The sequence below is a fragment of the Acinetobacter sp. CIP 101966 genome, from assembly GCF_000369725.1.
GTDB classification, from domain to species: domain Bacteria; phylum Pseudomonadota; class Gammaproteobacteria; order Pseudomonadales; family Moraxellaceae; genus Acinetobacter; species Acinetobacter lwoffii_Q.
In genome coordinates this window covers 411,798-437,327 of sequence record NZ_KB850159.1, presented here as the reverse complement: position 1 = coordinate 437,327, position 25,530 = coordinate 411,798, and the positions used below count along the sequence as shown (strand labels likewise).

The window sequence follows — 25,530 nt, the reverse complement described above, 5'->3', positions numbered from 1 at the left end:
ATTGTAATTGATCAGACTAAAGAAGCCTAGTCCATCCTAAGAATGAAATATTGTTGGAGGAATGATAAAAATTATTCATATAAATAACTGAAATAAAATATAAATGAATCAATATATTAATTTTATTGAAACTGTTACTGATGAGTTCTCTATTTTCTTGGATAAAATACAAATGCCGTTTTTTTATACTAAGGTCTGGCAGCCAAGCAGTTCTGCTTTCAACATACTATACTTTGAATATAAATATTGAATAACCTGTACGAAAACAAAGACAAGTCAAAGGATGAAATAATTCATGAGTTTTGCCGCCCAAATCAAGATTCCTGCAACCTATATGCGTGGAGGCACCAGTAAAGGTGTTTTCTTTAAGCTGGATGACCTGCCTGTAGAAGCACAACAGCCTGGCCGGATTCGTGACCAGCTTTTGCTACGCGTGATTGGTAGCCCAGATCCATATGGGAAACAGATCGACGGTATGGGTGGTGCCAGTTCCAGTACCAGTAAAACGGTCATTCTGTCAAAAAGCCTGCAAGCTGATCATGATGTCGATTATTTATTTGGTCAGGTGTCAATTGATTGTCCTTTTGTAGACTGGAGTGGCAACTGCGGCAATCTGACCGCGGCAGTGGGGGCATTTGCCATTTCCAATGGTCTGGTCGATGCCGAACGTATTCCTGAAAATGGGTTATGCACGGTACGCATCTGGCAGACCAATATTCAGAAAACCATTATTGCACATGTACCGATGCGAAATGGTCAAGTGCAGGAGCTGGGTGATTTCGAACTGGATGGCGTAACCTTTCCTGCGGCCGAAGTGCAGATCGAGTTTCTGGATCCAGCTGATGACGATGCTGAAGGCGGTTCGATGTTTCCAACAGGCAATCTGGTCGATACATTGGAAGTTCCCAATATTGGCAGTTTCGAAGTGACCATGATTAATGCCGGCATTCCGACGGTATTTTTAAATGCGGGAGATCTAGGCTATAAGGGCACCGAGCTTCAGGATCATATCAATAATGACGTGGCAGCCCTGACAAAATTTGAGACAATTCGTGCCTATGCGGCGAAGCAGATGGGACTGATTCAGAATATTGCAGAAGCCGTAACCCGACAACATACTCCAAAAATTGCCTTTGTTGCACCACCGAGTAGCTATACCTCTTCAAGTGGCAAAACTGTCACTGAATCAGATACCGATATTCTGGTTCGTGCCTTGTCTATGGGTAAACTCCATCATGCCATGATGGGTACGGCTGCGGTGGCGATTGGTACAGCTGCAGCAATTCCCGGAACACTGGTGAACCGGGTCGCAGGCGGAGTAGAGCGTGAAGCGGTGCGTTTCGGTCATCCTTCCGGGACGTTGAGAGTCGGTGCACAAGCAAGTTTTGAAAATGGTGAGTGGAAAGTGAAAAAGGCCATCATGAGCCGGAGTGCCCGCGTCTTGATGGAAGGCTGGGTGCGCGTACCAGAAGATGTTCTCGTTTAAATGCTGTGCATACATTTAACCTGAATAAAACCACCGGTTCTGCGGTGGTTTTTTTATGGTTTAAAATCTCTGACTTGCTTATTTGATGTTGAATAGCAAATTTCAGCAGAACAATTCAATTTATGGCTGAAAATTCAAGGCATTTCTAGGTACAATGCCTGATCAGCGTACAGGCATTTATTCGCTTGTCATTTTATTCTTCTGGACTACGTATTCGAGGCGAATGTGTCATCTATCACTGACGTATCAACCCATGCACTCACTCAAGCACAACACCGCATTCAACAGGATTTATTGACCGCTCTGGAAGCCTTTGCCATTCCAGAACCGTTAAGGTCGGCAGTCCATCATGCTGTGATGCTGGGTGGTAAACGAGTACGTCCAGCGCTATGCTATGCCACCGCTGCATTAAAACCAAACCAGAATAGTGCTGCAGTACGCCGTGCAGCGGTTGCGATCGAGTTTATTCACTGCTATTCATTGGCCCATGATGATCTGCCGTGTATGGACAATGATTTGCTGCGCCGTGGCCAGCCGACATGTCATGTAGCTTATGGGGAAGATACCGCGCTTTTGGCAGGTGATATCCTGCAATCGATGGCTTTTGAAATTTTGGGTAGCCGTCTGTTTGATCAGGGGCCAGCGGTAGCAGCTTCCATTGTACTGAAGCAGATGCAGATTCTGGCGACAGCCTCTTCGAAAATGGTGAATGGTCAGGTTTTAGATTTGCAGTCTGAAGGCAAGAAAATCGATCAGCAAGCACTGGAAACCATCCATCGTAATAAAACCGGTGCTTTGATTAGTGCTGCGATCATGATGGCGGCGGTGACAATCTTTGAAGGCACCGATCTGGCCATTCCTAAATTACGTGAGTTCGGACAGGCGATTGGTCTGGCCTTCCAGGTACAGGACGATATTCTGGATATTATTTCTGATACCGAAGTGTTAGGGAAAACAGCCGGCAAGGATGAACAGGTAGAAAAATCGACTTATCCGGCATTGATGGGGCTGGAGCAGGCCAAAGCCTATGCCCAGCAATTACATGATCAGGCGATCAATGCCTTGAACCATTTTGAAGGTCAGGCGGAAGAGTTGATGCAAATTACCCAGTTCCTGCTCACGCGCAAAAGCTGATTGAAAAATTATTTTTCTAAAAAAGTTTAAAGTAACTGCATAAAAAAAGAGGACTTGAAGTCCTCTTTTTAGTTGATACAGAATTATTTGCTTTCGTTATACAGGCGTTCAGCTTCTTCAAAACGATCAGTCACTTCTGCTGTTGGCGCTTTGCCCATCAGGCTCACCACCACAATCGCCAGCATTGAACAGATAAAGCCAGGAACGATTTCATACAGGCCAGTGTCAGCAAACAGGTTCTTCCAGAAAATAACCACGACTGCACCCACGATCATACCGGCCAAAGCACCATTCAAAGTCATGCGTTTCCAGAACAATGACAGGATAATCAGCGGGCCAAAAGCGGCACCAAAACCTGCCCAGGCATAAGCCACCAGACCCAGAACTTTAGATTCAGGATTACCCGCCATCCAGATCGCCAGCAAGGCAATCAGCAGTACCATCAAACGGCCAACCCAGACCAGTTCTTTTTGCGAGGCATTTTTACGCAGGAAAGATTTATAGAAGTCTTCTGTCAAGGTGCTTGAACAGACCAATAACTGACAGCTTAAAGTACTCATTACTGCCGCCAGAATCGCCGCCAGAACTACACCTGCAATCCATGGGTTAAACAGGATTTTGGTCAGTTCCATAAATACGGTTTCAGGATTGGCATTCACCACGCTTGCCAGTTCTGGATGCTGCTCGAAATAAGCAATACCGAAGAAGCCGGCTGCGACTGCACCGCCCAGACACAGAATCATCCAGGTCATGCCAATACGACGTGCATTTGGAATGGATTTGACTGAATCTGCAGCCATGAAGCGCACCAGAATATGCGGCTGGCCAAAGTAACCCAGACCCCAGGCAAGCAGAGAAATAATCGCAACAAGGCTGAGATCACCCAGAATATTCATTGCTTGAGGACGAGCAGCCTCCAGTGCCAAAGTCACCTGGGACATATCCGAGAACGCCATTAACGTTACGATTGGCGTCAGCAACAGGGCAAAGATCATCAGCCCCGCCTGAATGGTATCGGCCCAGCTCACAGCCAGGAAACCACCAATAAATACATAGCTGATGGTGGCAATGGCACTGATCCAGAGCGCGGTGCTGTAAGACATGTCAAACATGCTCTCGAACAGACGCGCACCTGCAACCATGCCGGAAGCACAGTAAATCGCAAAGAAAATCAGAATCACGAAAGCCGAAACAATACGCAGGATTTTCTTCTGGTCGTTAAAACGATTCGAGAAATAATCCGGCAGGGTCAGGGCATTGTGCTGGACTTCGGTATGTACGCGTAAACGGCCAGCAACCAGCAACCAGTTTAGCCAGGCACCAATAATCAGGCCGATGGCAATCCACATCTCAGACAGACCGGAAAGATAAATCGCACCGGGCAGGCCCATTAGTAGCCAGCCACTCATGTCGGAAGCCCCTGCAGAAAGTGCAGTTACGAAACTCCCTAAACGTCGGCCCCCTAAGATGTAATCGGAAAAGTTGCTTGTCGCGCGATAAGCCATCAGGCCGATCACCACCATTGCGACAATATAGAAAAGAAAAGTAATTAAGGTTGGATTTAGGGAGCTCATACGGTATCCATTTTTAAGTTGGACAGTAGATCGAAACAAGGAATAAGACAGCTGCGAAAAGCTTTAATCCGAAAGCCAAGCAACATCAAATCCAGTAGATTTCAAAAATAAACGCGAAATTTAACCATAAATTCACAATCTTTGCTGAGATTTTCTTGCGCGAATAAAAATAGGCAACCCTCGGGCTGCCTATATATAAAGTCAAAAGATAAATTAGTTAGGTCGGCCCATGACACCACGGATCGTATTTAATACATCGGCAGGAAGGACCACAGTCTTGGCATTTGGCGACTTGGCCATATCCTGCATGGCTTTAATATACTGTTCACCCAGTAAATAGGCGACCGGAATTTCATTATCACCAATGGCGGAAGTCACCATGTCGATTGCACGTTGTGAAGATTCAGCCAGTACCACTTGCGCTTCAGCATCACGACGAGAGGCTTCCAGACGGCCGTCCGCTTCCAGAATCGCGGCCTGTTTTTCACCATCAGCTTTGGTGACTGTCGCACGACGCTGACGTTCAGCTGCTGCCTGTTCTTCCATTGCAGTCTGCATGGTAATAGAAGGTTTAATATCCTGAATTTCTACAGTTTTTAAGGTAATACCCCAGTCCGAGATATCATCGGAAATACTGGATTTCAAGCGTGCCTTAATATGATCACGTGAAGATAGTGCATCATCCAGATCCATTTCACCGACTATCGAACGCAGTGAAGTCTGTACCAGGTTCTGAATCGCCCAGGAATAGTTTTCAATCCCGTACACGGCTTTTTCTGGTGTGGTCAGGTTGATATAGGCCACTGCATTCATCAGCAGAACCGCGTTATCACGGGTAATCACTTCCTGTGAGGGAATATCCAGAACGATATCTTTGGTTGTGACTTTATAGGCGACTTCATCGACATAAGGAATGACAAAATTCAGGCCCGGATTTAGGGTGGTGTGGTATTTACCCAGACGCTGTACGATCCATTTGTAGCCTTGCGGCACAATCCGCACACCTTTAAAAATGGTAATCGCAACAAAGGCCAGAAACGCGATAACAATGATAGAACCACCAGACATAGCTTATTCACCTTATTGATTTTGATAATTCGTGCTGTGAGGTTGTACGACCAGGTCATTACCCAGAATATCCACGACGCGAACGCGGTCTCCGACCTGAACTGGGTCCAGAGTTCGGCATTCCCATTCATCCGAACCTAAAACTGGCATCGGAAAGCGCACCCGGATTTGCCCATGATCCAGATTAGTCTGAATCACCATGCCCACCTGACCAATGGTCGCTTCACGCGATAGACCGGCTTTGGTCTTATCAATGGAAAGTGGCTTGATAAACTTAAACCAGAGCAGCGTACACAGAACAGAAAGTACGATCCAGGTCAGGAGCTGGGTCGTCAGTCCCATCATCGGGAACATCCAGTACAGGACGCCAACCATGATGGCACCGATCCCGAACCACAGGGCAGCAAATGCGGGCAGCAGTAATTCCGACAGAATCAGAAGGATGCCTAATACAAACCAGTGCCAAGGTTCAAGAACTAATTCCATATCGTGACCTATATCGCTAAGTATTTAATTAATCATCATCTTTATATGATTGATCTTCAATGTAGCAGATGCGGCCGCAGATGAATATAAAAAATTCATGCATCAAAATTTTGCCGGACGTGGCGGTTTAAATGCCGCGGGAGACTGCTTGAAGTTGCTAATGGCTTTTTCAATAGTACGGATTTTCAGCTGAGCAGCCTTTTCACCTTCCAGAATGGTCGCATTACTGGCTTTCAGGTCTAAAGTACCAATATGGCCGACTTTGGGCTGGATCACCACATTGGCCTGACTCAGTTCCTCATGAATGCTTTGCTGTCCCATAATATTCAGGGTCTGATCTAGTACGCCCCACATATTTAGAGCCTTATTACCATCCGGACGGGCAGAAATATCCACGGCAATCACAATGTCTGCTCCCATATCTTTGGCGGTCTTGACCGGAATCGGACTGACCAGACCGCCATCGACATATTTGCTTCCACCAATCACTGCAGGCACAAACACATTCGGAATACTGCAGGACGCTCGGACCGCCTGTCCGGCATTGCCTTTAATAAAGTCAGCTTTACGGCCATTGTCCAGACGAGTGGCAACAGCAGCAAAGCGAATCGGGAATTGTTCAATTGGTTTGTTCGCCACATTCTTATTGACGAAATCCTGCAATTTTTGTCCGGCAATAATCCCTTGCCGGTTCAAGGTTAAATCGCGGATATCAGATTCTTTAAAATTCAGGGCAATCTGCTGTAACTGATAAGGCGATTTGCCACTGGCATACAGGCTACCGACAAAACTACCGGCACTGGTACCGGTGACGATTTTCGGTTTGATGCCGTGTGATTCGAGCACTTTAATGACGCCAATATGGGCAAAACCTTTGGCACCGCCGCCACCGAGGGCAATGGCGACGACAGGTTCACGGGCTTTTAATGGCGTGGCAGGCGTAGGTGTTTTAGTGGCTTTGTCACAGGCTGCAAGACTGAATCCAAGGCAGCCAATTAAGGCATAACGGGCTAATTTCATTATAAAAACTGGTGATTAAATCAACAAGATTCAGGCTATCACATCAAAAAAAGGCGTATTTGCCTAGTCTTTTTTCAAAGGCTTTTGTAACGGCTTGGCCACCCAGTCCGGATTTTTGGCCGAGAATTTACCTTGATAATGCTGATAAATCTGTTCCAGGTCGTATTCATAATCACCGGTCAGATGGTATACGCCCAGGATATGAATGGTCTTGATATCATAATCAAAGGAAAACATCACAATCGGCAAATGGGCTGCCTTGGCAATATGATAAAAACCGCTGCGAATTTTATCCGGTGCCTTACGTGAACCTTCCGGTGCCATACCGACCCAGATCTGCTGCGATTTTTCAATGATGTCTACAATCTGTCGGGTATGTCCTTGTGGACTATCACGTACCACCGGAACCACACCAATCCATTCCAGAACCGGCTTCAGCGGTGTACGAAACAGGCTGTCTTTACCAAAAATTTTAATCTGGATGCCGAGACCGAGCAGTGCATTAAAACCCAGCCATGCATCAATATTGGAGGTGTGCGGAGAAATAATTCCCACCGCTTTGGGCAAATCCGGAAATTCGCCTTCAAGACGCCAGCCTTGGGCCAGGAAAAGCCGCCTGAAGAAAGCCCTGCTCAGCTTGCTGCCACGGGCTGGCACATGTGGCGGGAGTTGGGGAAAACGTGTCTGAGTCATTGCTGCTGTCTCTTCCTGAAACTTATTTTTCTTTATTTTTGATCATATTAGACTGTTGTAAAATCCGGATCATTGGCAAAATGTATAGCATCTTGAATGCTGTTGAGCATTTTTACCTGAAGGACTTGGCTTGATTATGCGGAATACCTATATTTTACTGTTTTCGCTGTATTGGGCACAGGGGCTTCCGGTCGGGTTTATGACGCATGCCTTACCGGTGATTCTTCGGGCTGAAGGGGTATCACTGGCGCATATTGGTGGTTTTGGTCTGTTGATGCTGCCCTGGTCGATCAAAATATTTTGGGCACCTTGGGTTGATCGTTATGGATCGAGAGCAAAAGGTCATTACCGTAGCTGGATTATTCCCTTGCAATGGCTGTCGGTTGCCGTATTGATTGGACTTTCATTTCTACCGATTCAGGCCTTGAATCAGCCGCTGTATTTAGCGCTGTTTTTTATCACGCTTTTACTGATGAATGGCATTGGCGCGACGCAGGATATTGCCACCGATGCACTGGCAGTCAATATTCTGAAAAATGAACAGCAACACTGGGGCAATACCTTTCAGGTTATCGGTTCGCGTCTGGGATTCATTGTCGGAGGCGGGGCCATATTATGGTTGTTAGATCTGCTGCAATGGCAAGCCACCTTTCTATTATTGGCGGCTTTGGTCTTTCTTAATACTTTACCCATTTTACTTTTTAGAGAACCTCAGCATTCAATAATTATTACGCCATCTAATAAAGGACCTGTGCTCAGTAATATTAAAACCTATTTTCAATACTTCTGGTCAAATATAACCTTGGCGAGGTGGCTTCTGGTTTTACTGACCTTTAAAATCGCCGATGGTTTATCCGGGCCTTTATTAAAACCATTAATGGTAGATCTCGGACTGAGCTTTAGCCAGATTGGTCTTTATGTCACCATGCTGGGAGCGTTGGCTGCCTTGATTGGGGCCGGACTGGCGGGCTGGTGTCTGAAATACTGGTCGCGCAGCTCGAGTTTGATTGTTTTCTCAATTTTAAAAATATTAAGCTTAATGGCTTACGCCTGGCTGGCTGCCCACTATGAAGGGCAAAGTAAAGTACAAAACTGGATGATATATCTGGTCAATGCAGCTGAAGACATGATTTCTGCCATGCTCTTGGTGGTCATGTTGACCTTGGTCATGCAATATAGTCGCAAGCATCTGGCTGGGACAGATTTTACCTTTCAGGTGGCACTGATGGCTACGGTGAGTGGAGGACTTTATAGCCTGAGTGGCATTTTTGGAGATGCTTTAGGCTATCAAAATTATCTAAACCTGATCGTAATTGTGGCAATTATCTGTTTAATTCCAATTTTCCGATGGATGAAAATTGAAGAAAAAGTATAAAATTTCTAAATAATCAATTGTTTGGTTAAATATTAGCCTAAAGTACTAAATAGAATATATAAATATTAATTTAATAATTTTGTAATATAAGCGCCGTGTGTATTATTTGTTACAAAATAAATTAAGGATTTTTTTGATGAAAACTAAGTTAGCAACAGCAATTGCATTCAGCCTTTTGGCGGGGACAACTTTTGCAGCACCAACTTTCTATGGTGAGATTGATCTTTCTCTGGATCATGTACAAGCAGATAATAAAAATGGCGTAGAAGATCGTCATATTACTGACCTGAACTCTAATAACTCATTCTTGGGTTTAAAAGGGGATGAAAAATTAACAGACCGTTTAAGTGCGCTTTATCAAGCTGAATTTACCTTCTATGTAGACAATGGTGGAAGTACAGATACATTTGTACCGCGTAATCTTTTAATTGGCCTTAAAGATGAGAAGTTGGGTACGCTGAAAGCCGGTAAAATTGATACTCCAGTAAAACAACTATCATCTGTAGTAGATACATTTAATAACTATGTAGCTAATAATGCTGATGTCGCAGGTATCATGGCTGGTGAAAACCGTATCGATAATGTACTTGTTTATGAAACTCCTGCATTCAATGTGGGTGAAGGTAAGCTTGAAGCTAAATTACAGCTTGCTACAGGTGAAGGTAACGACACTATTAACTCGACGAAAGGTGGTTATACAGTTGCTGGCCGTGGTTTAGGTGATTCTTGGTCTTCTTCAGTTGTTTATAGCGACAAAACGTTCGTTGCTGGCTTAGGTTATGACAAAGCGATTCCATCACGCTTTTTAGGTCGTGGCTTCTTAAATGCAGACAATACACCTCCACTTTTAGGTCAAGATGTTACAGCAAGTCGTAATGTTATAGCAGAAGCAAATACAATTCGTGCAATTGGACGTATCAATTTAGATAATGGTTTATCACTACGTGCGCTATATCAAAATTCTGATATTGAAAATGCCTCTGCTAGCCCGACAGCGAACCAAGCTGCAGCAGCAACTATTGATGATGCGCAAGCATGGTTGATTGGTGCGGAATATAACTTGCCAAATGCAAAAAACTGGACAGTAAAAGGTCAATATAGCTATAGCGATGTAACTTTCAATAATGCAAGTCCAGATTTTGAAGTAAACCAAATCCTTGCTGGTGTTGACTATGCATTCTCTAAACAGGTGAAAGTGTATGGTACAGCAGGTTATCTGACGGTTGAACAAGGCTCTGACGAAGACAAACAGATTCTTGTCGGCACAGGTTTCGAATACAAATTCTAATTTAGACTTTGTAAGCTAAGAAAAGGCGATGCTTTGGCATCGCTTTTTTTTATGCTTAAAACAACAAAACTTAGCAATTTTATGTCTGATCTAACAAGTTTCGGGCTGTTAACATGATTGAAAGTTTCAGCATTTCGTTTTGAAAATTATGCCTATTCAAGCTGTTTTATTTGACCTCGACAATACCTTGACCCATCGTGATCTGACTGCACAGGCCTATAGCCGTTATCTGGCAGAATATTATGCGCCAGCATTGGCACAGGTCGAGCCTGACAAAATTATCGAGATTGTAAGGCGCATCGATAATGGTGGTTATCCTAAAAAAGAATTGCTGACCCATGGTGGTATCGGGGCTTCGGCTGCTTATGCATTATTGCAGGAACTACACTGGTTAAATCCTCCTAGCATAGAAGAACTAGCCCAGTTCTGGTTTAGCCAGTTTGGCCGTTTCGCCGTAGAAATGCCGGCAGCAGAGCAAGTATTAACGCAGCTGAAAGATGAGGGTTATCAGCTAGCCATTGTTTCCAATGGCGGACATGACACCCGTTTGAATACGATTCGGGGTTTGGGTATTGAACCTTATTTTGATGAGATCATCAGTTCGGGACTAGTGGGTTTTAACAAACCACAGCCGGAAATATTCCAGATCACAGCAGAGCGTCTAGGCGTGCAACCTACACAGTGCCTATATATTGGCGACCATCCAATTAATGATGTACAAGGAGCTACAGAGGCCGGAATGCATGCATTATGGATGCAAGGCTTTCATGCAGATGCTGAACATATCCAATATAAAATTCAGCAACTGCCGGAAATTTTTGCGCATTTGCAGTTACTGAATCAGGCTTAAGTTATTCTTAAACAGTCAATCGTTTCGGCCCATTGCGCAGAATCACAGCGCGGACATTGCTGATCGGCGTGCGTAAGGGTTTGCACCTGCCCACAGTAAATACAGGCATATAATTGCCCCGCCTTAACCTGTTGCACTATAGAACAGCTTTTAGGAAAAAGTGGCAGCCCAGGCCGAACCTCATCCGATTTGAAAAACAGGATACTGAACTTACCGTCAGTTTCCAGTAAACCGGTGCGTACCTGACCGAGATGTTCTACACCTTGCTGGCGCATTTCGGCAAAGAATTCATCATGTGACATTTTACCTTTTTTAATTTCTTCAACGACCAGCACGCCATCTTCTACGATATAAATCGGTTTACCTTCCAGTAGGTCTTCAAACCATTGATATTTCATCATGAGCCAGGTGGTCAGGCGGTACATGATAATAATCACCGACATCACCAGAACTGCCTGAATCAGGGGAATATCTTCGGTAAACATCGGGTCACCGGCAATCGAACCCAAGCTCAAAATGATAGCGACTTCGAAGATGGAAAGCTGACGTACCCCGCGTTTTCCGGTCAGACGCAGAAACAGGATAATCATCGTGTACATCAGGGCACAACGCAGCAAAATTTCTGCGGTAAACTCCCAAGTGGTGTCATTTATAAATATGGTCGCCCAGTCCATTTAAATTCTTTATCCTTACTTTGCTCTTTGGCTCGAGTCTAGCAATATCAGTATTTTATTTGCTGCTGTGTTTATGTAAGTTTATGAATAAAGATAGATTCTATTTAAAAAAGAAGCTTGAGCTTAAAAATACAGCTATTTAATTTATTCAAAATAAGATAGAGATTTCATGTAAATAACGCATAAAAAATCAGCAGATTAAATTTGAAGAAGATCACATTCTTTGCTGTCTATTTTTAAATCTATAAAATTATTATCCATTTGAAATCTATCAATATAAATTCTGAATAATGTGTTTTGAATACCTGGGAGTGTTTAGAAATTTGTAAGCAAATCACTTCATTTCTATAAACATCTGTAGTTTGTGGCCTGAAAAATAGAGTGATTACACCAGGTTAATAAACTGTTTTTAAATTAGAAATTGTGATTTTGACTTCCAATAAGGGATGTATTGTGAAAAAAATATTCACGCTTTTAACGGTTATGGGTTTAAGTACAGCGGTCTGGGCAGATACGGAGTGGGATTATACTCAGCCTGAGCAATGGTCGACTTTGAGCCAGAAATATTCGGCCTGTAACGGTCTGAACCAGTCGCCAATCAATATTGAGCGAACAGTGAAAGCAGAACTGGAACCGCTCAAGTTCAGCTATAACACCATGATTCATGCGATCGAAAATAAAGGTCATACTGTTCAGGTGGATTTTGCGCAAGGTGGTGAATTGCAACTGGATGGCGATACCTTTGTACTGAAGCAGTTTCATTTGCACAGCCCGAGTGAAAACCTGATCAAGGGTAAAAGCTATCCACTGGAAATCCATTTTGTCCATTCCAATGCCAAAGGTGAGCTGGCTGTGGTGGGGATGATGTTTGAACAGGGACAGGAAAGTCAGATGCTCAAACGCATGTGGAGTCGCCTACCAAAAAAACAGGGTGAAAAAGTGGTTTTGAAAACGCCACAAGCGGTGAATCAGATGTTGCCTAAGAATCTGGATTATTATCGCTTTAGCGGCTCGCTGACCACACCGCCTTGTTCTGAAGGCGTACGCTGGCTGATCCTGAAGGATATTCAGCAGGCTTCTGCCAAGCAGATTTCGGAATTTGCCAAACTGATGGGACACCCAAATAACCGTCCGGTGCAGTCCTTGAATGGCCGTGTAGTGCTGGAATAATCAATATGAGAGCGAAAAAGCAGACTTTGGTCTGCTTTTTTTAATTCTGATACAAATTTCGAAAGGGCCGGTTGAAAAGAACTATGTGGCGAAAGCTGAAAGAATTACTATAGATAGTATTTCCTATTGGTCTTTCCGCTGCCATGCTCTTTGACTTGAAAACCATGATTCAGCCATTTACAGCGCTTTCGCCACAGCAGAAGAAGCTGGATCATCTGATTGATAAAATCGAGCAACAGAAACAGGAATTACACCAATGGCAACAGGCTGAAGAAGAGCTGCAACAATATACCCATAAAACATTTATGCCGGTCTACCATGAATTGCATGGTGTACTGTTCAAGCAGCTGGAACAGCTCTGGAAGCACCTGCAGGAAACTACATTTTCCAAGGCAGAACTGGTGGTGCTGGATGAAAAGATTCAATACCTTGCAAATTATCTAAAAGACTCTCAGGCAATGTCGGTGCAACAAGCCCATAAAGTGAATGAAATTTTCACTTACTATCAGCAACGTGCCGAGCATGCCCAGTTCAGAAAAAGCCAAAAGAAAATAAATGAACTGGAAATATTCTTTAAGAATGAGAATCCCTCAGATCTTGCAGATGCAGAAGTATTTGAAGAATGGGAATCAGATCATTTTCAGCAGGCACGTGAGCAAGCCAGATTAAAACGCCAGCAGGAAAAACAGGAGCAGGCAGCAGCGATGGCAGAGCAGTCATTGAAAACCGTTTATTTAAAAATTGCTGCCATCATTCACCCTGACCGTGAAGTGAATGATGTCAAAAAAATCAAGAAAACTGAATTATTGCAACGTGCCAATGAGGCTTATGCAGAACAAGACCTGTTTACGTTACTGAAAATGCAACTGCAGATCGAGCAAGATCAGGATATTTCACAAAAAGGTTTAAGTGCGGAGCAACTAAGATTCTATCAATTGGCTTTGGATGCACAAAGCCGGAAATTACAAGAACAGATCGATACCTTGATCCATAGATTGGTCTGGTCATCGAAAACCAGAATTGCCGTGAAAAAGGCGAAAGGGAAAGTTCAAATTGCTGACCTGTATAAGCAGATTGATGAAGATACTTCAGCCATTAAACAGCAGATTAAAGTCGAAAAAGAACGCTTGATGTATATCAAAAAGGTGAGCGGCTTGGAGATGTTTTTAAGGCATGGGATTTAATGAAGTAAAAAGTTTTTTACTCTCTAAACCAACGGTCTTAGGTATTCGTTATGTTAAAATAATGAGTTGAATAGCATTTGTATTGAAACAAAGTAATGAGCATTTTAGATTTAAGCTTATATCAAGAAACTGGAAATTTATCCCCACAACAAAAGAAGTTTAATCGTCTGATTTTAAAAATTGAGAAACTTCAAGCATCTTTGTTAGAGTGGCAACAAGCACAACAAAAAGTACAGCAGGATGCAAGTGCAGAACTATTGCCATTATATAGCAAATGGCATCAAGTTTTATTTAGTCAATTAGAAGTACTTTGGCAATATAAACAATCGCATAAATTTGCTAAAACCCATTTACAGCGTTTAGATGAAAAAATTTCGATTTTAGCGAGTCTGCTCTTAGATAATCCTAATCTGTCTGAACAGCAACATGAATTGGCGATAGTCATTGCTAAATATTATAACCTTTTAGAAGAGAGCTCTAATTTTCAGACGGTTACATCGCAAGCAGAGAATTATTCTCATCCAGAGCATGATGCTGATGAAATGATGCAGAAACAAGTGATGAAGGGAATTCTTGCAGATCAATTAGGTGTGTCTGAAGACTGGATTGACTTTGATTTTGATCTCGAAAATCTTGAAGAATTTATGCAAAAAGTAAAAGCCAAATTTGATCGAGAAGAAGCCGATTTTATTCAAAATCAACTGAATGATCGTGAGCGTGAAGAATATCAAAAGTTTGCCGAAAAAGAGAAAAAGAAAATTTTAAAGAAGCAAATGCAACTTGAAGATGCAAAAAAAATGGCAGGGCAGTCATTAAAAAGTATCTATTTAAAAATTGCCTCAGTGATCCATCCTGACCGTGAGCGAGATGAGCAAAAACGCATTGAAAAAACTGAATTATTACAGCAAGCCAATACGGCGCTAGAGGAAAAAGATTTACTAGCTCTATTAAAGTTACGTGCTTATACAGAGCAAGGTGATCAAAAACAAGCAGTTAAAATCGCAAATGAACATTTAAAATCTTATAATCTATTGTTAGAAGAGCAAATTGAGCAATTGCAGTTTGAGGTAGATAATATTATTTACTCATTTGATTGGGAGAGTTCAGGTTTCTATAAACAGACCTTTAAACCTGTGGATTTGGCTAAAAAATACCAACGTGATTTGAACGAAATTCAAAAAAAAATATTACGAGATGAACAGTGTTTAAATGATTATAAGGATTTTGATTATTTTAAAATTTTACTTAAAAATAGGGCATTTAGCTGGTCATTTGACTCATTCTAAACTTAATTTTTTTAACCAAAGCATCATAAAGCTATGATGCTCTTTTAAAATAACAATGAAAATAGATCCTCAATTATTAGAATTCGCCAAATCCATGCGCCACACCGCCACCGATGCAGAACATCTGATATGGCAAATTCTACGTGCCAAGCGATTTATGAATCTTAAATTTCGCCGTCAGCATGTGATCAAACCTTATATTGTGGATTTTACTGCCATGAAATTGGTTTGGTGATTGAGTTTGAGAGTAAGTAAAATTGAGAAATCATAAAAAACTTGATTTTTAAATTTTGATTGCTATTATCAAATATAGGTGTCCACCTTACTTACACACGAGTAAAAAAAGACAAAAATCTATTTTTATATTGAATAGTCTATTCTTCTTAATGTTTTCTTTATTTTGTTTCACTATTAGATTCAAAAGTTTAAACGTGTGTCCAAATTTGATTCTAAGAAACAACTTTAAGGATAAACATGTCTACGATCAGCGCATTAGCTTTTGAAATACAGCAAACTACTAAATTTCATGATATTGAGATTAAACGTTCTTATATAAATGAAATAGTTGCAGCACTTTTTGGATTTAAAACTTTTAATAGTTTAAAACTAAGTTCTTACCCAATTTTTACAGATTCAATCGATGACCAGTTGGATGGAGAGTTATTTGAAAATCGCTGTGAGGAATTAAACGTCTCAATTGCGCTAGCACCTTTTTTTCAAAAGCATCTTTCAAATTATCATTTTTTATATTTAACAAATGAGGAAATGAGTCAGCTTGTTAGACATGCTTTGGATGATGATTCACTGCATGACAATGTTTTAGAACGGCTGAAAAAAACCTTTATAGAGTTCCCTCAGGTTTCTATTTATCCATATTTGATTGCACAATTTTATAGTGATTGTGAAAGTGATTTTGATGAGCAGAATAAAGATATGAATTATCTTTATCATAGATATTTGCAAGGTAAAGAAATTAGTCCAACTTGGAAAGCAGGCTTAGATAATTTTATTAAAGAAAAAGAACGTAATAATGAATATAAAGATAACTATATAAAGTATTTAAAAATTGCTGCTCATTTAGGAAGTTTTCCTGCTCAGCTAGAACTTTATCAATTTGGAGATAATGATCATTACGTTGATGACGACGATTTTGATGAAGATATGTATGACTATAGTCATTAGATCTCTTGCGAAAGTCGTTATTGCAAGTTCATCCGGTTTACCAGTGCAGCGATTAAGTTAATGCGTAAACCGAATCTTTTCCGTCTATTTCGATAGCGTTCACTTAGTATTCTAAATCTTTTCAATTGACTGTTAATATGTTCGATTACAACTCGTATTTTTCCAATCATTTTATTGTAATTTTTCTCAGCATCAAATAAGGGTAAATTCTTCTTTTTCTTTATTGGCATCAATAATTTAAAGCCATCTTGCTCTAACCCATAGTACCCTAAATCGGTCATAACATAGTCACAATGTTTGAATTTCTTAACTGTTTTTCTTGCCAATTTAATATCATGCTGACTGCCAGACGATATATCTACTCCTATGATTTGTTTGCTCTTCGGATGATAGATCACTTGGGCTTTTAACGTATGTTTCTTCTTTTTACCACTGTAGAACTTACTCTGATTTTTTTTTCGGGCGTTCTATTAAACATTCTGTCGCATCAATAATTACCCAGTTAAATTGTTCGTCTGCTGTGGTAATGCTTCGTTTTGGCAGGGTAAAACGTCTTGATTTCATTAATGCATCTTCAACCTTTTTAATAGTTCGATTCACATTACTTTCAGCGATATGGTAATTTGCCGCCAATTCCAATTGGGTGTTGTAGCTCCGTAAGTAATTGAGTGTTAATAATAATTGATCCTCTATAGCTAAAGTATGAGGACGCCCTAATTTCTTTTTAAGTGATTCTGCTTCTTTTAAAACTTCGACCATTTCACTAAAAACTGCTCGAGGTACACCAACCAAGCGCTGGAATTCAGAATCTGAAAAACGATTTAATTTCTGATATTTCATGAAATCTATATTGAGGCAGTTTTTACTTTCGCAAGAGGTCTATTCAAATTATCCATCAGATATAGAATTGGAATTAGCAAAGCGTGGTAATGAAGAATGCCTAAGAGATATATTTGATCGAATCGTCTGTGATGGATTCGATGAAATCAAAAAATTAAAAGAGAATGATTTGATTGAAGCATGGAAATGGCAAAAATTTGCTCATTATTTTGGTCATGATTTAGCTCAAGGTAATTACAAGACAGAAGCAATATATGATCAGGGTAATATTTTTGCAGCCGAAAGTGGTCGTCATGATATACATTTGCCAAAATTAACATTAGAGCAAGAAAATATAGTCGATCGAGAAGTAAATAAATTAATTCATTTTTATGAAAATTTAAATGAATTCACTTTTACTCGTTATTTAGATGATTCTTCTTATATCAATTGGGAGGATGAGGATTTTGATTGGGAAGAAGAGTAAATAAAAATCCCCTCATTTGAGGGGATTTTTTGAATCAAATTACAGCATTAAAGCGCTGCAATCTGCTCCATATTCGCTTTAATCTTCGCTAACTGATCAGCAAACTCAGCAAGTTTCACTTTCTCGCCTTCAACTACAGCCGCAGGTGCTTTTGCCACAAAACCTTCATTCGAAAGTTTAGTCGCAATTTGGTCATGCTGTTTTTGAACCTTGTCCAAGTCTTTTTGCAGACGACCCAATTCCGCTTTAGGATCAATTAAGCCCTTCATTGGAACGAATACAGACACGTGACCCACAACAGATGAAGAAGACAATGGTGGTTGTTCAGCATCAGCCAAGAAGGTAATGCTTTCAACTTTTGCCAATGCTTTGAACAACGGTTCAATACGTGCAATCTGCGCTTTTTCAGCATCCGTTGTGTTTTGAAGTAGAACAGGCAACAAGCGTGCATTACCTAAGCCCATCTCACCACGGATGTTACGTACCGCACCAATCAAACCTTGCAGCCATTGCATATCTGCTTCAGCCTGGTCATTAATCAATGCTTCGTCAGCAGTTGGGTACTGCGCAAGCATGATGGTTTCGCCAGCGATACCAAGTTTAGGCGCAAGCGTTTGCCAGATTTCTTCAGTCAGATAAGGCATCAACGGATGAGCCAAACGTAAAGACGCTTCCATCACCGCAAGCAATACACGACGTACTTCAGCTTTACGCTCTTCAGATACGTTTTCATCATTCAGAACAGGCTTAGTCAGTTCGACATACCAGTCACAGTATTCATTCCAGATGAATTCGTAAATCGCTTGCGCAGCCAGGTCTAAACGATAGGTTGCAAATGCAGTTTGTACCGCAGCAGTCGCTTTTTGTAGACGGCTGACGATCCACTGTTCAGGCAATTCCCAAAGATCAGGACGAGCCGTTTGACCAACCGTTTGACCTTCGACATTCATCATCACGAAACGCGTTGCGTTCCAGATTTTGTTGGCAAAGTTACGGTAACCTTCAACACGTTTCATATCGAACTTAATGTCACGACCGGTGTTTGCAAGCGCGCAGAATGTGAAACGAACTGCATCCGTACCGTAAGATTGAATACCTTCAGGGAATTCTTTACGCGTTGATTTTTCAATCTTCGCTGCCTGTTTCGGGTTCATCAAACCCGTGGTACGTTTTTGTACCAGTGTTTCAAGATCCACACCGTCAATCAAGTCTAATGGGTCAAGCACGTTACCTTTAGATTTAGACATCTTCTGACCTTCGCCATCACGTACCAAACCGTGAACGTACACAGTTTTAAATGGCACTTGTGGCGTACCATCTTCATTCTTCATGAAGTGCATGGTCAGCATGATCATGCGGGCAACCCAGAAGAAGATGATGTCAAAACCTGTCACCAGTACATCTGTTGGGTGGAATGTATTCAAGAAGTAGTTGGCTTTGTCTTTTGCTTCGTCGCCAGTCCAACCTAAGGTTGAGAATGTCCAGAGACCTGAAGAGAACCATGTATCCAGTACGTCTTCATCTTGGTTCAATTGAACATCGGCAGGGATGTTGTTTTTCGCGCGAACTTCCGCTTCATCACGACCTACATAAACATTACCTTCCGCATCGTACCAAGCAGGGATACGGTGACCCCACCACAATTGACGCGAGATACACCAGTCTTGGATGTTGTTCATCCAAGCCATATACATGTTGCTGTACTGCTCAGGAACGAACTTGATACGACCGTCTTTAACCGCTTCAATGGCAGGTTTCGCTAGCGGCGCAATCTTCACATACCATTGGTCTGTGAGTAGAGGTTCAACAATCACGCCTGAACGGTCACCGCGAGGTGGTTTCAGCGTATATGGTTGGATCTGGTCTAACCAGCCTTCAGCTTCCGCTTGTTCAACAATCTTCTTACGTGCTTCAAAACGCTCTAAACCAACATATTCACTAGGCGCAGGAATGGTTTTAGAAATTTGCTCGCCGGCTTTCGCGATGTATTCAAACTCAGCCAACACTTCAGCATTTTTGTTGAAGATATTGATGATTGGCAATTCGCAACGTTTACCCACTTCATAGTCATTGAAGTCGTGTGCAGGGGTGATTTTTACACAGCCTGTACCGAATTCTTTATCGACATATTCGTCTTTAACGATAGGAACCGCACGACCGGTAATTGGCAGGATAATATTTTTACCCACCAAATCTGCATAGCGTTCATCATCAAGCGCAACGGCAACAGCTGTATCACCAAGTAGTGTTTCAGGACGAGTGGTTGCCACAACGATGTGATCTTTACCATCGTGCGTGCGTAGTGATTTATCTTCAAAGAAGTATTTAAAGTGCCACAATGAACCTGCTTCTTCTTTATCAGACTCAACTTCTAAGTCAGACAGCGCAGTTTGTAATTTTGGATCCCAGTTCACCAAACGTTTGCCGCGGTAGATCAGACCTTCTTCGTGCAGTTTTACAAACACTTCTTTTACCGCGTTTGATAAACCATCATCCATGGTGAAGCGTTCACGTGACCAGTCAACCGAAGAACCTAGGCGACGAATTTGACGGGTAATGTTACCGCCAGACTGTTCTTTCCATTCCCAGACTTTTTCGATGAACTTTTCACGACCCAGGTCATGACGGCTAACCCCTTGCGCACCCAACTGACGCTCTACCACCATTTGCGTTGCAATACCTGCGTGGTCAGTACCCGGTTGCCATAAAGTATTTTTACCTGACATACGGTTAAAACGGGTTAAGGCATCCATGATGGCATTGTTAAAACCATGACCCATATGCAGGCTACCCGTGACGTTTGGTGGCGGAATCATGATACAGAAAGATTCGCCTTTTTCAGACGGCTTAAAGTAACCACGCTCTTCCCAAGTTTGGTACCATTTTTTCTCGATCTCGGTCGGATCGTAAGTTGTAGCAATATTTTGCGCTGAATCAGTCATAGTTCGAACAGATCAAAAGTGGATAAAAAATTGCATCTATTGTAGCAAAAAAAAATGGCAGCTGCGGCAGCTTAACCAAAAGCAAACTTTAAGCAATTGGCAGTAAGCTGAACTCATCGTATGATAGAACGATAAAAAAACGCGACTCATCGCAGCATATCAAAAAGGATAATAAGATGAGCTATAGCATTTCCCTGAAGCTTCAACCTGAAACTCATCAGCGCTTTAAAGACCTCCATTCCAGATTAAATGCCGGCGAGCGAGACAGTCTTGCCAGATCCTTAGGTGAAAATCTGGCCGATATGGCCTGTGAAATTATTGACCAGATTTTTGGTCAGGTGGTGCAGCTGGCCAATTCACCGGACAGTGAGTCCGAAAAAGTAATTCAGCAGATTATGCATAACACCCGTAAATATATGCCGTGGTCGGTTTCATTGTTTGGCAATGAGCGGCTGATGCCCATGGTGAACTATTTGCATCGCATGACCTATGAGCATCAAGGTGATGCCTTCGTTCGATATCCAGTGGAAAAATTGCTGGTGATGGAACTGCTCGGCTGTGTTGATCAGATGAAAAATGGTAATCACCAGTATGTATCACCCGCTTTAAAAGCCTTTACCCAGGTGGTCGATCAAGGGGTGACGCATCTGATCCGGGAACCGAAAAAAATGTTGAAATTTAATGTGGTGGTCGATAAAACCTTGAATGGGGTGATTCATTTAACCACCCAGTTAGGCTATAAACGTTTTGACAAGCTCGGTAGCATCTATGATGCCGATACGATGAGTTATTATTTTGAGCATTTGCTGGCATTTCTGGAAGATGAAATGCCGTACCATATTCATTAAAACAAGGGAAAGAGGATTTCATGGCGAAAGTTGAAGACTTAAATGGAAAAGTGGTCTGGATTACCGGCGCATCTTCAGGGATTGGCAAGGCGATTGCCCAGCAATGTGCTGCACTTGGGGCACAGGTGGTACTGACTGCACGTCGGCATGAAGAACTGGAAAATGTTCGCCAAAGTCTCACTAATCCAGATCAGCATATTTCAGTCATTGCCGATATCACGGATGAAAGCCAGGTTCGTCATGCCTATGAACAGGTTTTGCAACAAAAAGGCCGGATTGACTGGCTGATTAATAATGCAGGACTCAGTCAACGTGCCCTGATTCAGGACACCACCATGCAGACTGAACGCGCCATTATGGAAGTCGATTATTTCTCGCAGGTATTTTTGACCAAAACCGTACTGCCAACTTTTCTGGCACAAAAATCCGGCCGTATTGTGTTTATTTCCAGTGTTGCAGGTTTGCTCGGTACACAATATCGCGCGTCTTATTCCGCAGCCAAAGCAGCAATTCATATGTGGGCCAACAGCCTGCGTGCTGAAGTGGCAGATCAGGGGATTGGCGTATCGGTGATTTTCCCCGGTTTTGTTCAAACCAATGTGTCCCTGAACGCCTTAAACGGTGAAGGAAAACCGCAAGGACATCCGGATGAAGCGATTGAAAATGGGCTGTCCGCAGAAGATTTTGCGGTTCAGACTGTACAGGCTTTGCAGAACGGCGAAGAATATATTGTGATTGGTGGCAAGAAAGAAAAACTTGGTGTGCTGGTTTCGCGTATTTCACCAAAAGTTCTGTACAAGATGATCCGTAAAACCAAAGTAAAATAAATCATCCAGAGTAAAAAGGGCAGTAGCGCCATTGCTGTCCCACAATTTTTCACAAGAGGAAGCTCATTTGAGCTTCCTCTTGTTTTATGGGTATTTTATCGGGTGAAAATAAAGCTTTTAAAGTTCTTCTTTCAAACAAATTCACTTGAATTATTCTGAGTAAACGTTGAACTGTCCAACCTGTTTTCCCTAAATGTTGAGCGAAACTCACCAATAAATAGGCGATCATCGCAATCCAGATTTGTGTCTGAATTGCGTTCCTGCTGCGGCCTAGAAACGCTTTTAATTTGAGATTCTGCTTAATCGCCTTAAAGAACAGCTCAACTTTCCAACGATCTTTATAAATCGCCGCAATGGTGGAGGCGGCTAAATGAAAGTTATTGCTGAGAAAGCTAAAGTGCTTGCCACTTTGCTGATCTCTATATTCAATTCTTCTTAACACTGGGGCTTTTCTTTTTAGGGCATGTGCGCTATTCAGCTGAATGGTTTCATCTTTTAGAATACCTTTGGATTCAAGCACTGGATGTTGCTGGATCACCTGATACACAGATTTAGGCCTAAAACGTGTGACAAATCCAATGTTTTGAGCAGTCAGATTTGCATACCATTGGTAATCGACATAGCCTTTATCAAAAACTACAATGCTGCCAGCAGGAAACTGGAATTTGCGGCCTTGTACCATGTCATTTTCTTTGCCATTTTCAACTGCAACAAACTCAGGAATATCATTGCTGTGATTCAATCCTATGCTGAGTTTCATGCTGGCTTTTGAGTCGTGAACTTTGGCCCATTCACATAAGGAAAGCGACAGGTCAATATGACTGGCATCCAAGGAATACAAGGGATTCTTAAAGCGAAATTTATGAGCTACTTTTGAGTGTTCATAGTATTTAAGCAACTTGTAAAATAGCTGTTGATACAAGGCAGCAGGCTGCTGCTCATTGATTCGTGCCAGCGTGCTTCGGGGAATAGACTTTGCTCCGAGATGACTTAGCTTTTCCTGTTGGCACTCCAAATTGGATTGAATATCTCTCAGACTTTGTCTACAAGAGAATTGAGACATCAATATGGCAATAAACTGATCCCACCGGGAAGCCGCTCTAAATTTCTGTCCAACATGGTGTACTTTAGCAAGTTGTTCAAAATCCTGTCGCACAACAGGTTTAATTAGCTCATGAAATACGGTATTCTGATGTGACAAAACCTGAATCCTGGTCGTTAAAGTGTTTGTTTGCACTCATATTTTAACTGTTAGGACTCAGGTTTTTTCATTTAAAGCAAACTATGGGACAGCAGTGGCAGGAGCGCCCTTTTTTATGTCTCTTAAAACATCAATAAAAATAACAATACTTAAAAATGCAATTCATTTCTGGAGAATTGCCCATAAAGGGAATGCAGCCGATAACATGGATATGCAGAAAATTACCTTTTCACTCTGGTACTTAAGCCAAAAGCCGGTATGTTAATTAAAAATAACAGCCAACTGGAATAAGCTCATTCGATGAAAACCCCGGTGCCCGATTATCTCCAGCATGTATTAACGGTCTGTCATGATAATGATCAGGGCGCTTTGGCTGACTATATCCCTGAACTGGCAGCGGTAGATCCAAACAAGTTCGCCTTAGCGCTGACCACGGTGGATGGCACGATTTATTCCACGGGGGATGATGAAACCGAATTTACCATGCAGTCGATGTCCAAGCCTTTTGCCTATGCCTTGGCATTGCAGCATTTGGGAATTTCAGCAGTACTGGAAAAGGTCGGCGTTGAACCTTCAGGGGAGGCTTTTAATCAGATTTCACTGGATAAAGAAACCAATCTTCCGAAAAATCCAATGATTAACTCGGGTGCGATCACCACGCATTCTTTGATTCCGGTACAAAAAGGCATTTCACGTGCGGAATGCTTGCGCCGTTTTTTAAGTGAGCTGGCAGGCCGTCAACTGGAATTCGACAAGCAGGTGTATAAGTCTGAAGTCAAAACTGCATTCCGGAACCTGTCGATTGGTTACATGCTGCGAACTGTAGGTGTGCTGGATTCGGATCCTGTGGAAATCGTAAATGGATATATCAAGCAATGTGCGATTAAAGTGACGGTCAAAGATCTGGCAAATATCTGCAGTGTGCTCGCCAATGGCGGTGTTCAGGCCAAAACTGGCAAACAGTTGTTAGAACGTGATGTAGTACGTCAAGTGCTCAGCGTGATGATGACCTGTGGCATGTATGATGCGGCGGGTGACTGGCTGACGACGGTCGGAATTCCTGCCAAAAGTGGTGTATCTGGCGGAATTATCGGGGTATTGCCTGGGCAAGTGGGAATTGTAGTTTTTTCTCCTAAAATTGATGAGCATGGGCATAGTGTGCGTGGTGTGGATATCTTCGAGCGTTTGTCGCGGGACATGGGCTTGCATCTGATGGAAGGGACGCCATCGGCACAGACCATTTTGCAAAGTCGTTATATGGCAGGTAAGAACAATGACATTGTCGTGTATGAGCTGCGCGGCGTGTTGCAATTTACCGAGTCGGAAATGTTGCTGCGGATCTTGCAGGATGAGCCAGACGCTAAAACACGTATAGTCATAGACCTGACCAATTTGACTCTGATTCATGATGTGGGTGCACGTATGTTATTTGAAGGGGTCAAACGTTTACAAGCAGCTGGACACAAAGTGGTGGTCATTGATTCAGAAGGTGTATTGAGTGAGGAACAGGTGAAAGGCAATAAGCGGGTAGTAGTGACAGAAGAACTAGAGCGCTATTTGGACAAGTTTCATTAAGCCACATCCATAGGAATGAGTATGCCTTTCATTACTTGCGCTTTAAAACTTGCTCAGTAGAGGAAATGAAATATAAAAAAGCCCCGATGATTCGAGGCTTTTTTAATGAACGATTTATTTAATATGTTCTGCAATATCTGTAAAGATTACACTTAAGCCATGTGCACCTGCATCCGGATAGCCCAAGCTACGGTCACCGACAGTTCCGGCACGTCCCATACGTGCCACGATATCTTTGGTCGATTCCGCACCTTTTACCGCAGCCGGGCTTTGTTGCACAAAGATTTGAAATGCAAAGCGCCCCTAATTGAGCCAAATTTAAGGCGTAACTTGGGTAAGTGGTCGACCTAATTCCGTAAAT

The 25,530-nt window shown here is 42.3% G+C and carries 22 protein-coding genes and 2 pseudogenes; 14 read left to right on the top strand and 10 right to left on the bottom strand.

Annotated features, from left to right (window positions below; all coding sequences use genetic code 11):
* Window positions 1-295: 295 nt before the first annotated feature.
* Window positions 296-1,486 carry a 2-methylaconitate cis-trans isomerase PrpF gene (prpF, locus tag F891_RS04990; protein ID WP_005262420.1) on the top strand — a complete coding sequence of 397 codons (1,191 nt, stop codon included), beginning with the start codon at window positions 296-298 and terminating at the stop codon, window positions 1,484-1,486.
* Window positions 1,487-1,711: 225 nt separating this feature from the next.
* Entirely contained in the window at window positions 1,712-2,620 is a 909-nt protein-coding gene (locus tag F891_RS04985) for a polyprenyl synthetase family protein (RefSeq protein ID WP_005262419.1), read from the top strand.
* A gap of 83 nt (window positions 2,621-2,703) precedes the next feature.
* Here F891_RS04985 and putP read toward each other — a convergent pair whose 3' ends face one another.
* The 5 genes from putP to F891_RS04960 form a co-directional block, all read right to left on the bottom strand.
* Window positions 2,704-4,194: a sodium/proline symporter PutP gene (putP, locus tag F891_RS04980; protein WP_005262418.1), complete on the bottom strand. Its 1,491-nt coding sequence runs from the start codon at window positions 4,192-4,194 to the stop codon at window positions 2,704-2,706.
* A gap of 213 nt (window positions 4,195-4,407) precedes the next feature.
* A complete protein-coding gene (locus tag F891_RS04975; RefSeq protein ID WP_004279377.1) occupies window positions 4,408-5,262 on the bottom strand; it encodes an SPFH domain-containing protein in 855 nt (284 codons plus the stop codon).
* A gap of 12 nt (window positions 5,263-5,274) precedes the next feature.
* Window positions 5,275-5,748, bottom strand: a complete 474-nt coding sequence (locus F891_RS04970; protein WP_005104688.1) for an NfeD family protein — start codon at window positions 5,746-5,748, stop codon at window positions 5,275-5,277.
* A 102-nt stretch (window positions 5,749-5,850) separates the two neighbouring features.
* Window positions 5,851-6,768, bottom strand: coding sequence for a patatin-like phospholipase family protein (locus F891_RS04965; protein ID WP_005104687.1), 918 nt, complete (start codon window positions 6,766-6,768; stop codon window positions 5,851-5,853).
* Between the two features lie 63 nt (window positions 6,769-6,831).
* Window positions 6,832-7,461 (bottom strand): 1-acyl-sn-glycerol-3-phosphate acyltransferase, encoded by a 630-nt coding sequence (locus F891_RS04960; protein ID WP_005104685.1) that lies wholly within the window; start codon window positions 7,459-7,461, stop codon window positions 6,832-6,834.
* A gap of 136 nt (window positions 7,462-7,597) precedes the next feature.
* On the opposite strand from F891_RS04960, the gene F891_RS04955 reads away from it, so the two are divergent.
* The 3 genes from F891_RS04955 (at window position 7,598) to F891_RS04945 (ending at window position 10,974) form a co-directional block, all read left to right on the top strand.
* Window positions 7,598-8,836, top strand: a complete 1,239-nt coding sequence (locus tag F891_RS04955) for an MFS transporter (RefSeq protein ID WP_005104684.1) — start codon at window positions 7,598-7,600, stop codon at window positions 8,834-8,836.
* Between the two features lie 136 nt (window positions 8,837-8,972).
* Window positions 8,973-10,124 carry a porin gene (locus tag F891_RS04950; RefSeq protein WP_005262410.1) on the top strand — a complete coding sequence of 384 codons (1,152 nt, stop codon included), beginning with the start codon at window positions 8,973-8,975 and terminating at the stop codon, window positions 10,122-10,124.
* Between the two features lie 148 nt (window positions 10,125-10,272).
* A complete protein-coding gene (locus F891_RS04945) occupies window positions 10,273-10,974 on the top strand; it encodes an HAD family hydrolase (RefSeq protein WP_005104682.1) in 702 nt (233 codons plus the stop codon).
* On the opposite strand, the gene F891_RS04940 is transcribed toward F891_RS04945, so the two are convergent.
* Complete coding sequence (locus F891_RS04940; RefSeq protein WP_005104681.1) at window positions 10,971-11,648, bottom strand: DUF421 domain-containing protein; 678 nt, start codon at window positions 11,646-11,648, stop codon at window positions 10,971-10,973. The genes F891_RS04945 and F891_RS04940 overlap by 4 nt on opposite strands.
* A 483-nt stretch (window positions 11,649-12,131) precedes the next feature.
* Between F891_RS04940 and F891_RS04935 the strand changes: the two genes are divergently transcribed.
* The 5 genes and pseudogenes from F891_RS04935 (at window position 12,132) to F891_RS04915 (ending at window position 16,470) form a co-directional block, all read left to right on the top strand.
* Window positions 12,132-12,818, top strand: a complete 687-nt coding sequence (locus tag F891_RS04935; protein ID WP_005104680.1) for a carbonic anhydrase — start codon at window positions 12,132-12,134, stop codon at window positions 12,816-12,818.
* A 143-nt stretch (window positions 12,819-12,961) separates the two neighbouring features.
* On the top strand, window positions 12,962-14,002 hold the full coding sequence (locus tag F891_RS04930; protein WP_004279386.1) for a coiled-coil domain-containing protein: 1,041 nt from the start codon (window positions 12,962-12,964) through the stop codon (window positions 14,000-14,002).
* Window positions 14,003-14,097: 95 nt separating this feature from the next.
* A complete protein-coding gene (locus F891_RS04925) occupies window positions 14,098-15,288 on the top strand; it encodes a hypothetical protein (RefSeq protein ID WP_004279387.1) in 1,191 nt (396 codons plus the stop codon).
* Between the two features lie 55 nt (window positions 15,289-15,343).
* A pseudogene (locus tag F891_RS04920) lies at window positions 15,344-15,534 on the top strand (endonuclease domain-containing protein); the annotation flags it as partial.
* Between the two features lie 228 nt (window positions 15,535-15,762).
* Complete coding sequence (locus F891_RS04915; RefSeq protein WP_005262409.1) at window positions 15,763-16,470, top strand: hypothetical protein; 708 nt, start codon at window positions 15,763-15,765, stop codon at window positions 16,468-16,470.
* A gap of 17 nt (window positions 16,471-16,487) precedes the next feature.
* On the opposite strand, the gene F891_RS17290 is transcribed toward F891_RS04915, so the two are convergent.
* A protein-coding gene (locus F891_RS17290; RefSeq protein ID WP_085064288.1) for an IS5 family transposase occupies window positions 16,488-17,310 on the bottom strand; the annotation gives its coding sequence in 2 pieces (ribosomal slippage) (window positions 16,488-16,928 and window positions 16,930-17,310; 822 coding nt in all).
* Here F891_RS17290 and F891_RS04900 point away from each other — a divergent pair.
* On the top strand, window positions 17,309-17,776 hold the full coding sequence (locus tag F891_RS04900; RefSeq protein ID WP_034439198.1) for a hypothetical protein: 468 nt from the start codon (window positions 17,309-17,311) through the stop codon (window positions 17,774-17,776). The two genes, F891_RS17290 and F891_RS04900, sit on opposite strands and share 2 nt — an antisense overlap.
* A gap of 47 nt (window positions 17,777-17,823) precedes the next feature.
* On the opposite strand, the gene F891_RS04895 is transcribed toward F891_RS04900, so the two are convergent.
* Window positions 17,824-20,718 carry a valine--tRNA ligase gene (locus F891_RS04895; RefSeq protein ID WP_004279390.1) on the bottom strand — a complete coding sequence of 965 codons (2,895 nt, stop codon included), beginning with the start codon at window positions 20,716-20,718 and terminating at the stop codon, window positions 17,824-17,826.
* Window positions 20,719-20,894: 176 nt separating this feature from the next.
* On the opposite strand from F891_RS04895, the gene F891_RS04890 reads away from it, so the two are divergent.
* Window positions 20,895-21,566, top strand: a complete 672-nt coding sequence (locus tag F891_RS04890) for a hypothetical protein (protein ID WP_005262406.1) — start codon at window positions 20,895-20,897, stop codon at window positions 21,564-21,566.
* A gap of 20 nt (window positions 21,567-21,586) precedes the next feature.
* Window positions 21,587-22,393, top strand: a complete 807-nt coding sequence (locus F891_RS04885; RefSeq protein WP_005104675.1) for an SDR family oxidoreductase — start codon at window positions 21,587-21,589, stop codon at window positions 22,391-22,393.
* Window positions 22,394-22,442: 49 nt separating this feature from the next.
* On the opposite strand, the gene F891_RS04880 is transcribed toward F891_RS04885, so the two are convergent.
* Entirely contained in the window at window positions 22,443-23,594 is a 1,152-nt protein-coding gene (locus tag F891_RS04880; protein WP_004646736.1) for an IS4-like element ISAbe18 family transposase, read from the bottom strand.
* 300 nt (window positions 23,595-23,894) lie between these two features.
* On the opposite strand from F891_RS04880, the gene F891_RS04875 reads away from it, so the two are divergent.
* Window positions 23,895-25,169, top strand: a complete 1,275-nt coding sequence (locus F891_RS04875) for a glutaminase (RefSeq protein ID WP_005104674.1) — start codon at window positions 23,895-23,897, stop codon at window positions 25,167-25,169.
* Between the two features lie 114 nt (window positions 25,170-25,283).
* Here F891_RS04875 and F891_RS04870 read toward each other — a convergent pair.
* A pseudogene (locus tag F891_RS04870) lies at window positions 25,284-25,451 on the bottom strand (DAK2 domain-containing protein); the annotation flags it as partial.
* Window positions 25,452-25,530 lie beyond the last annotated feature (79 nt).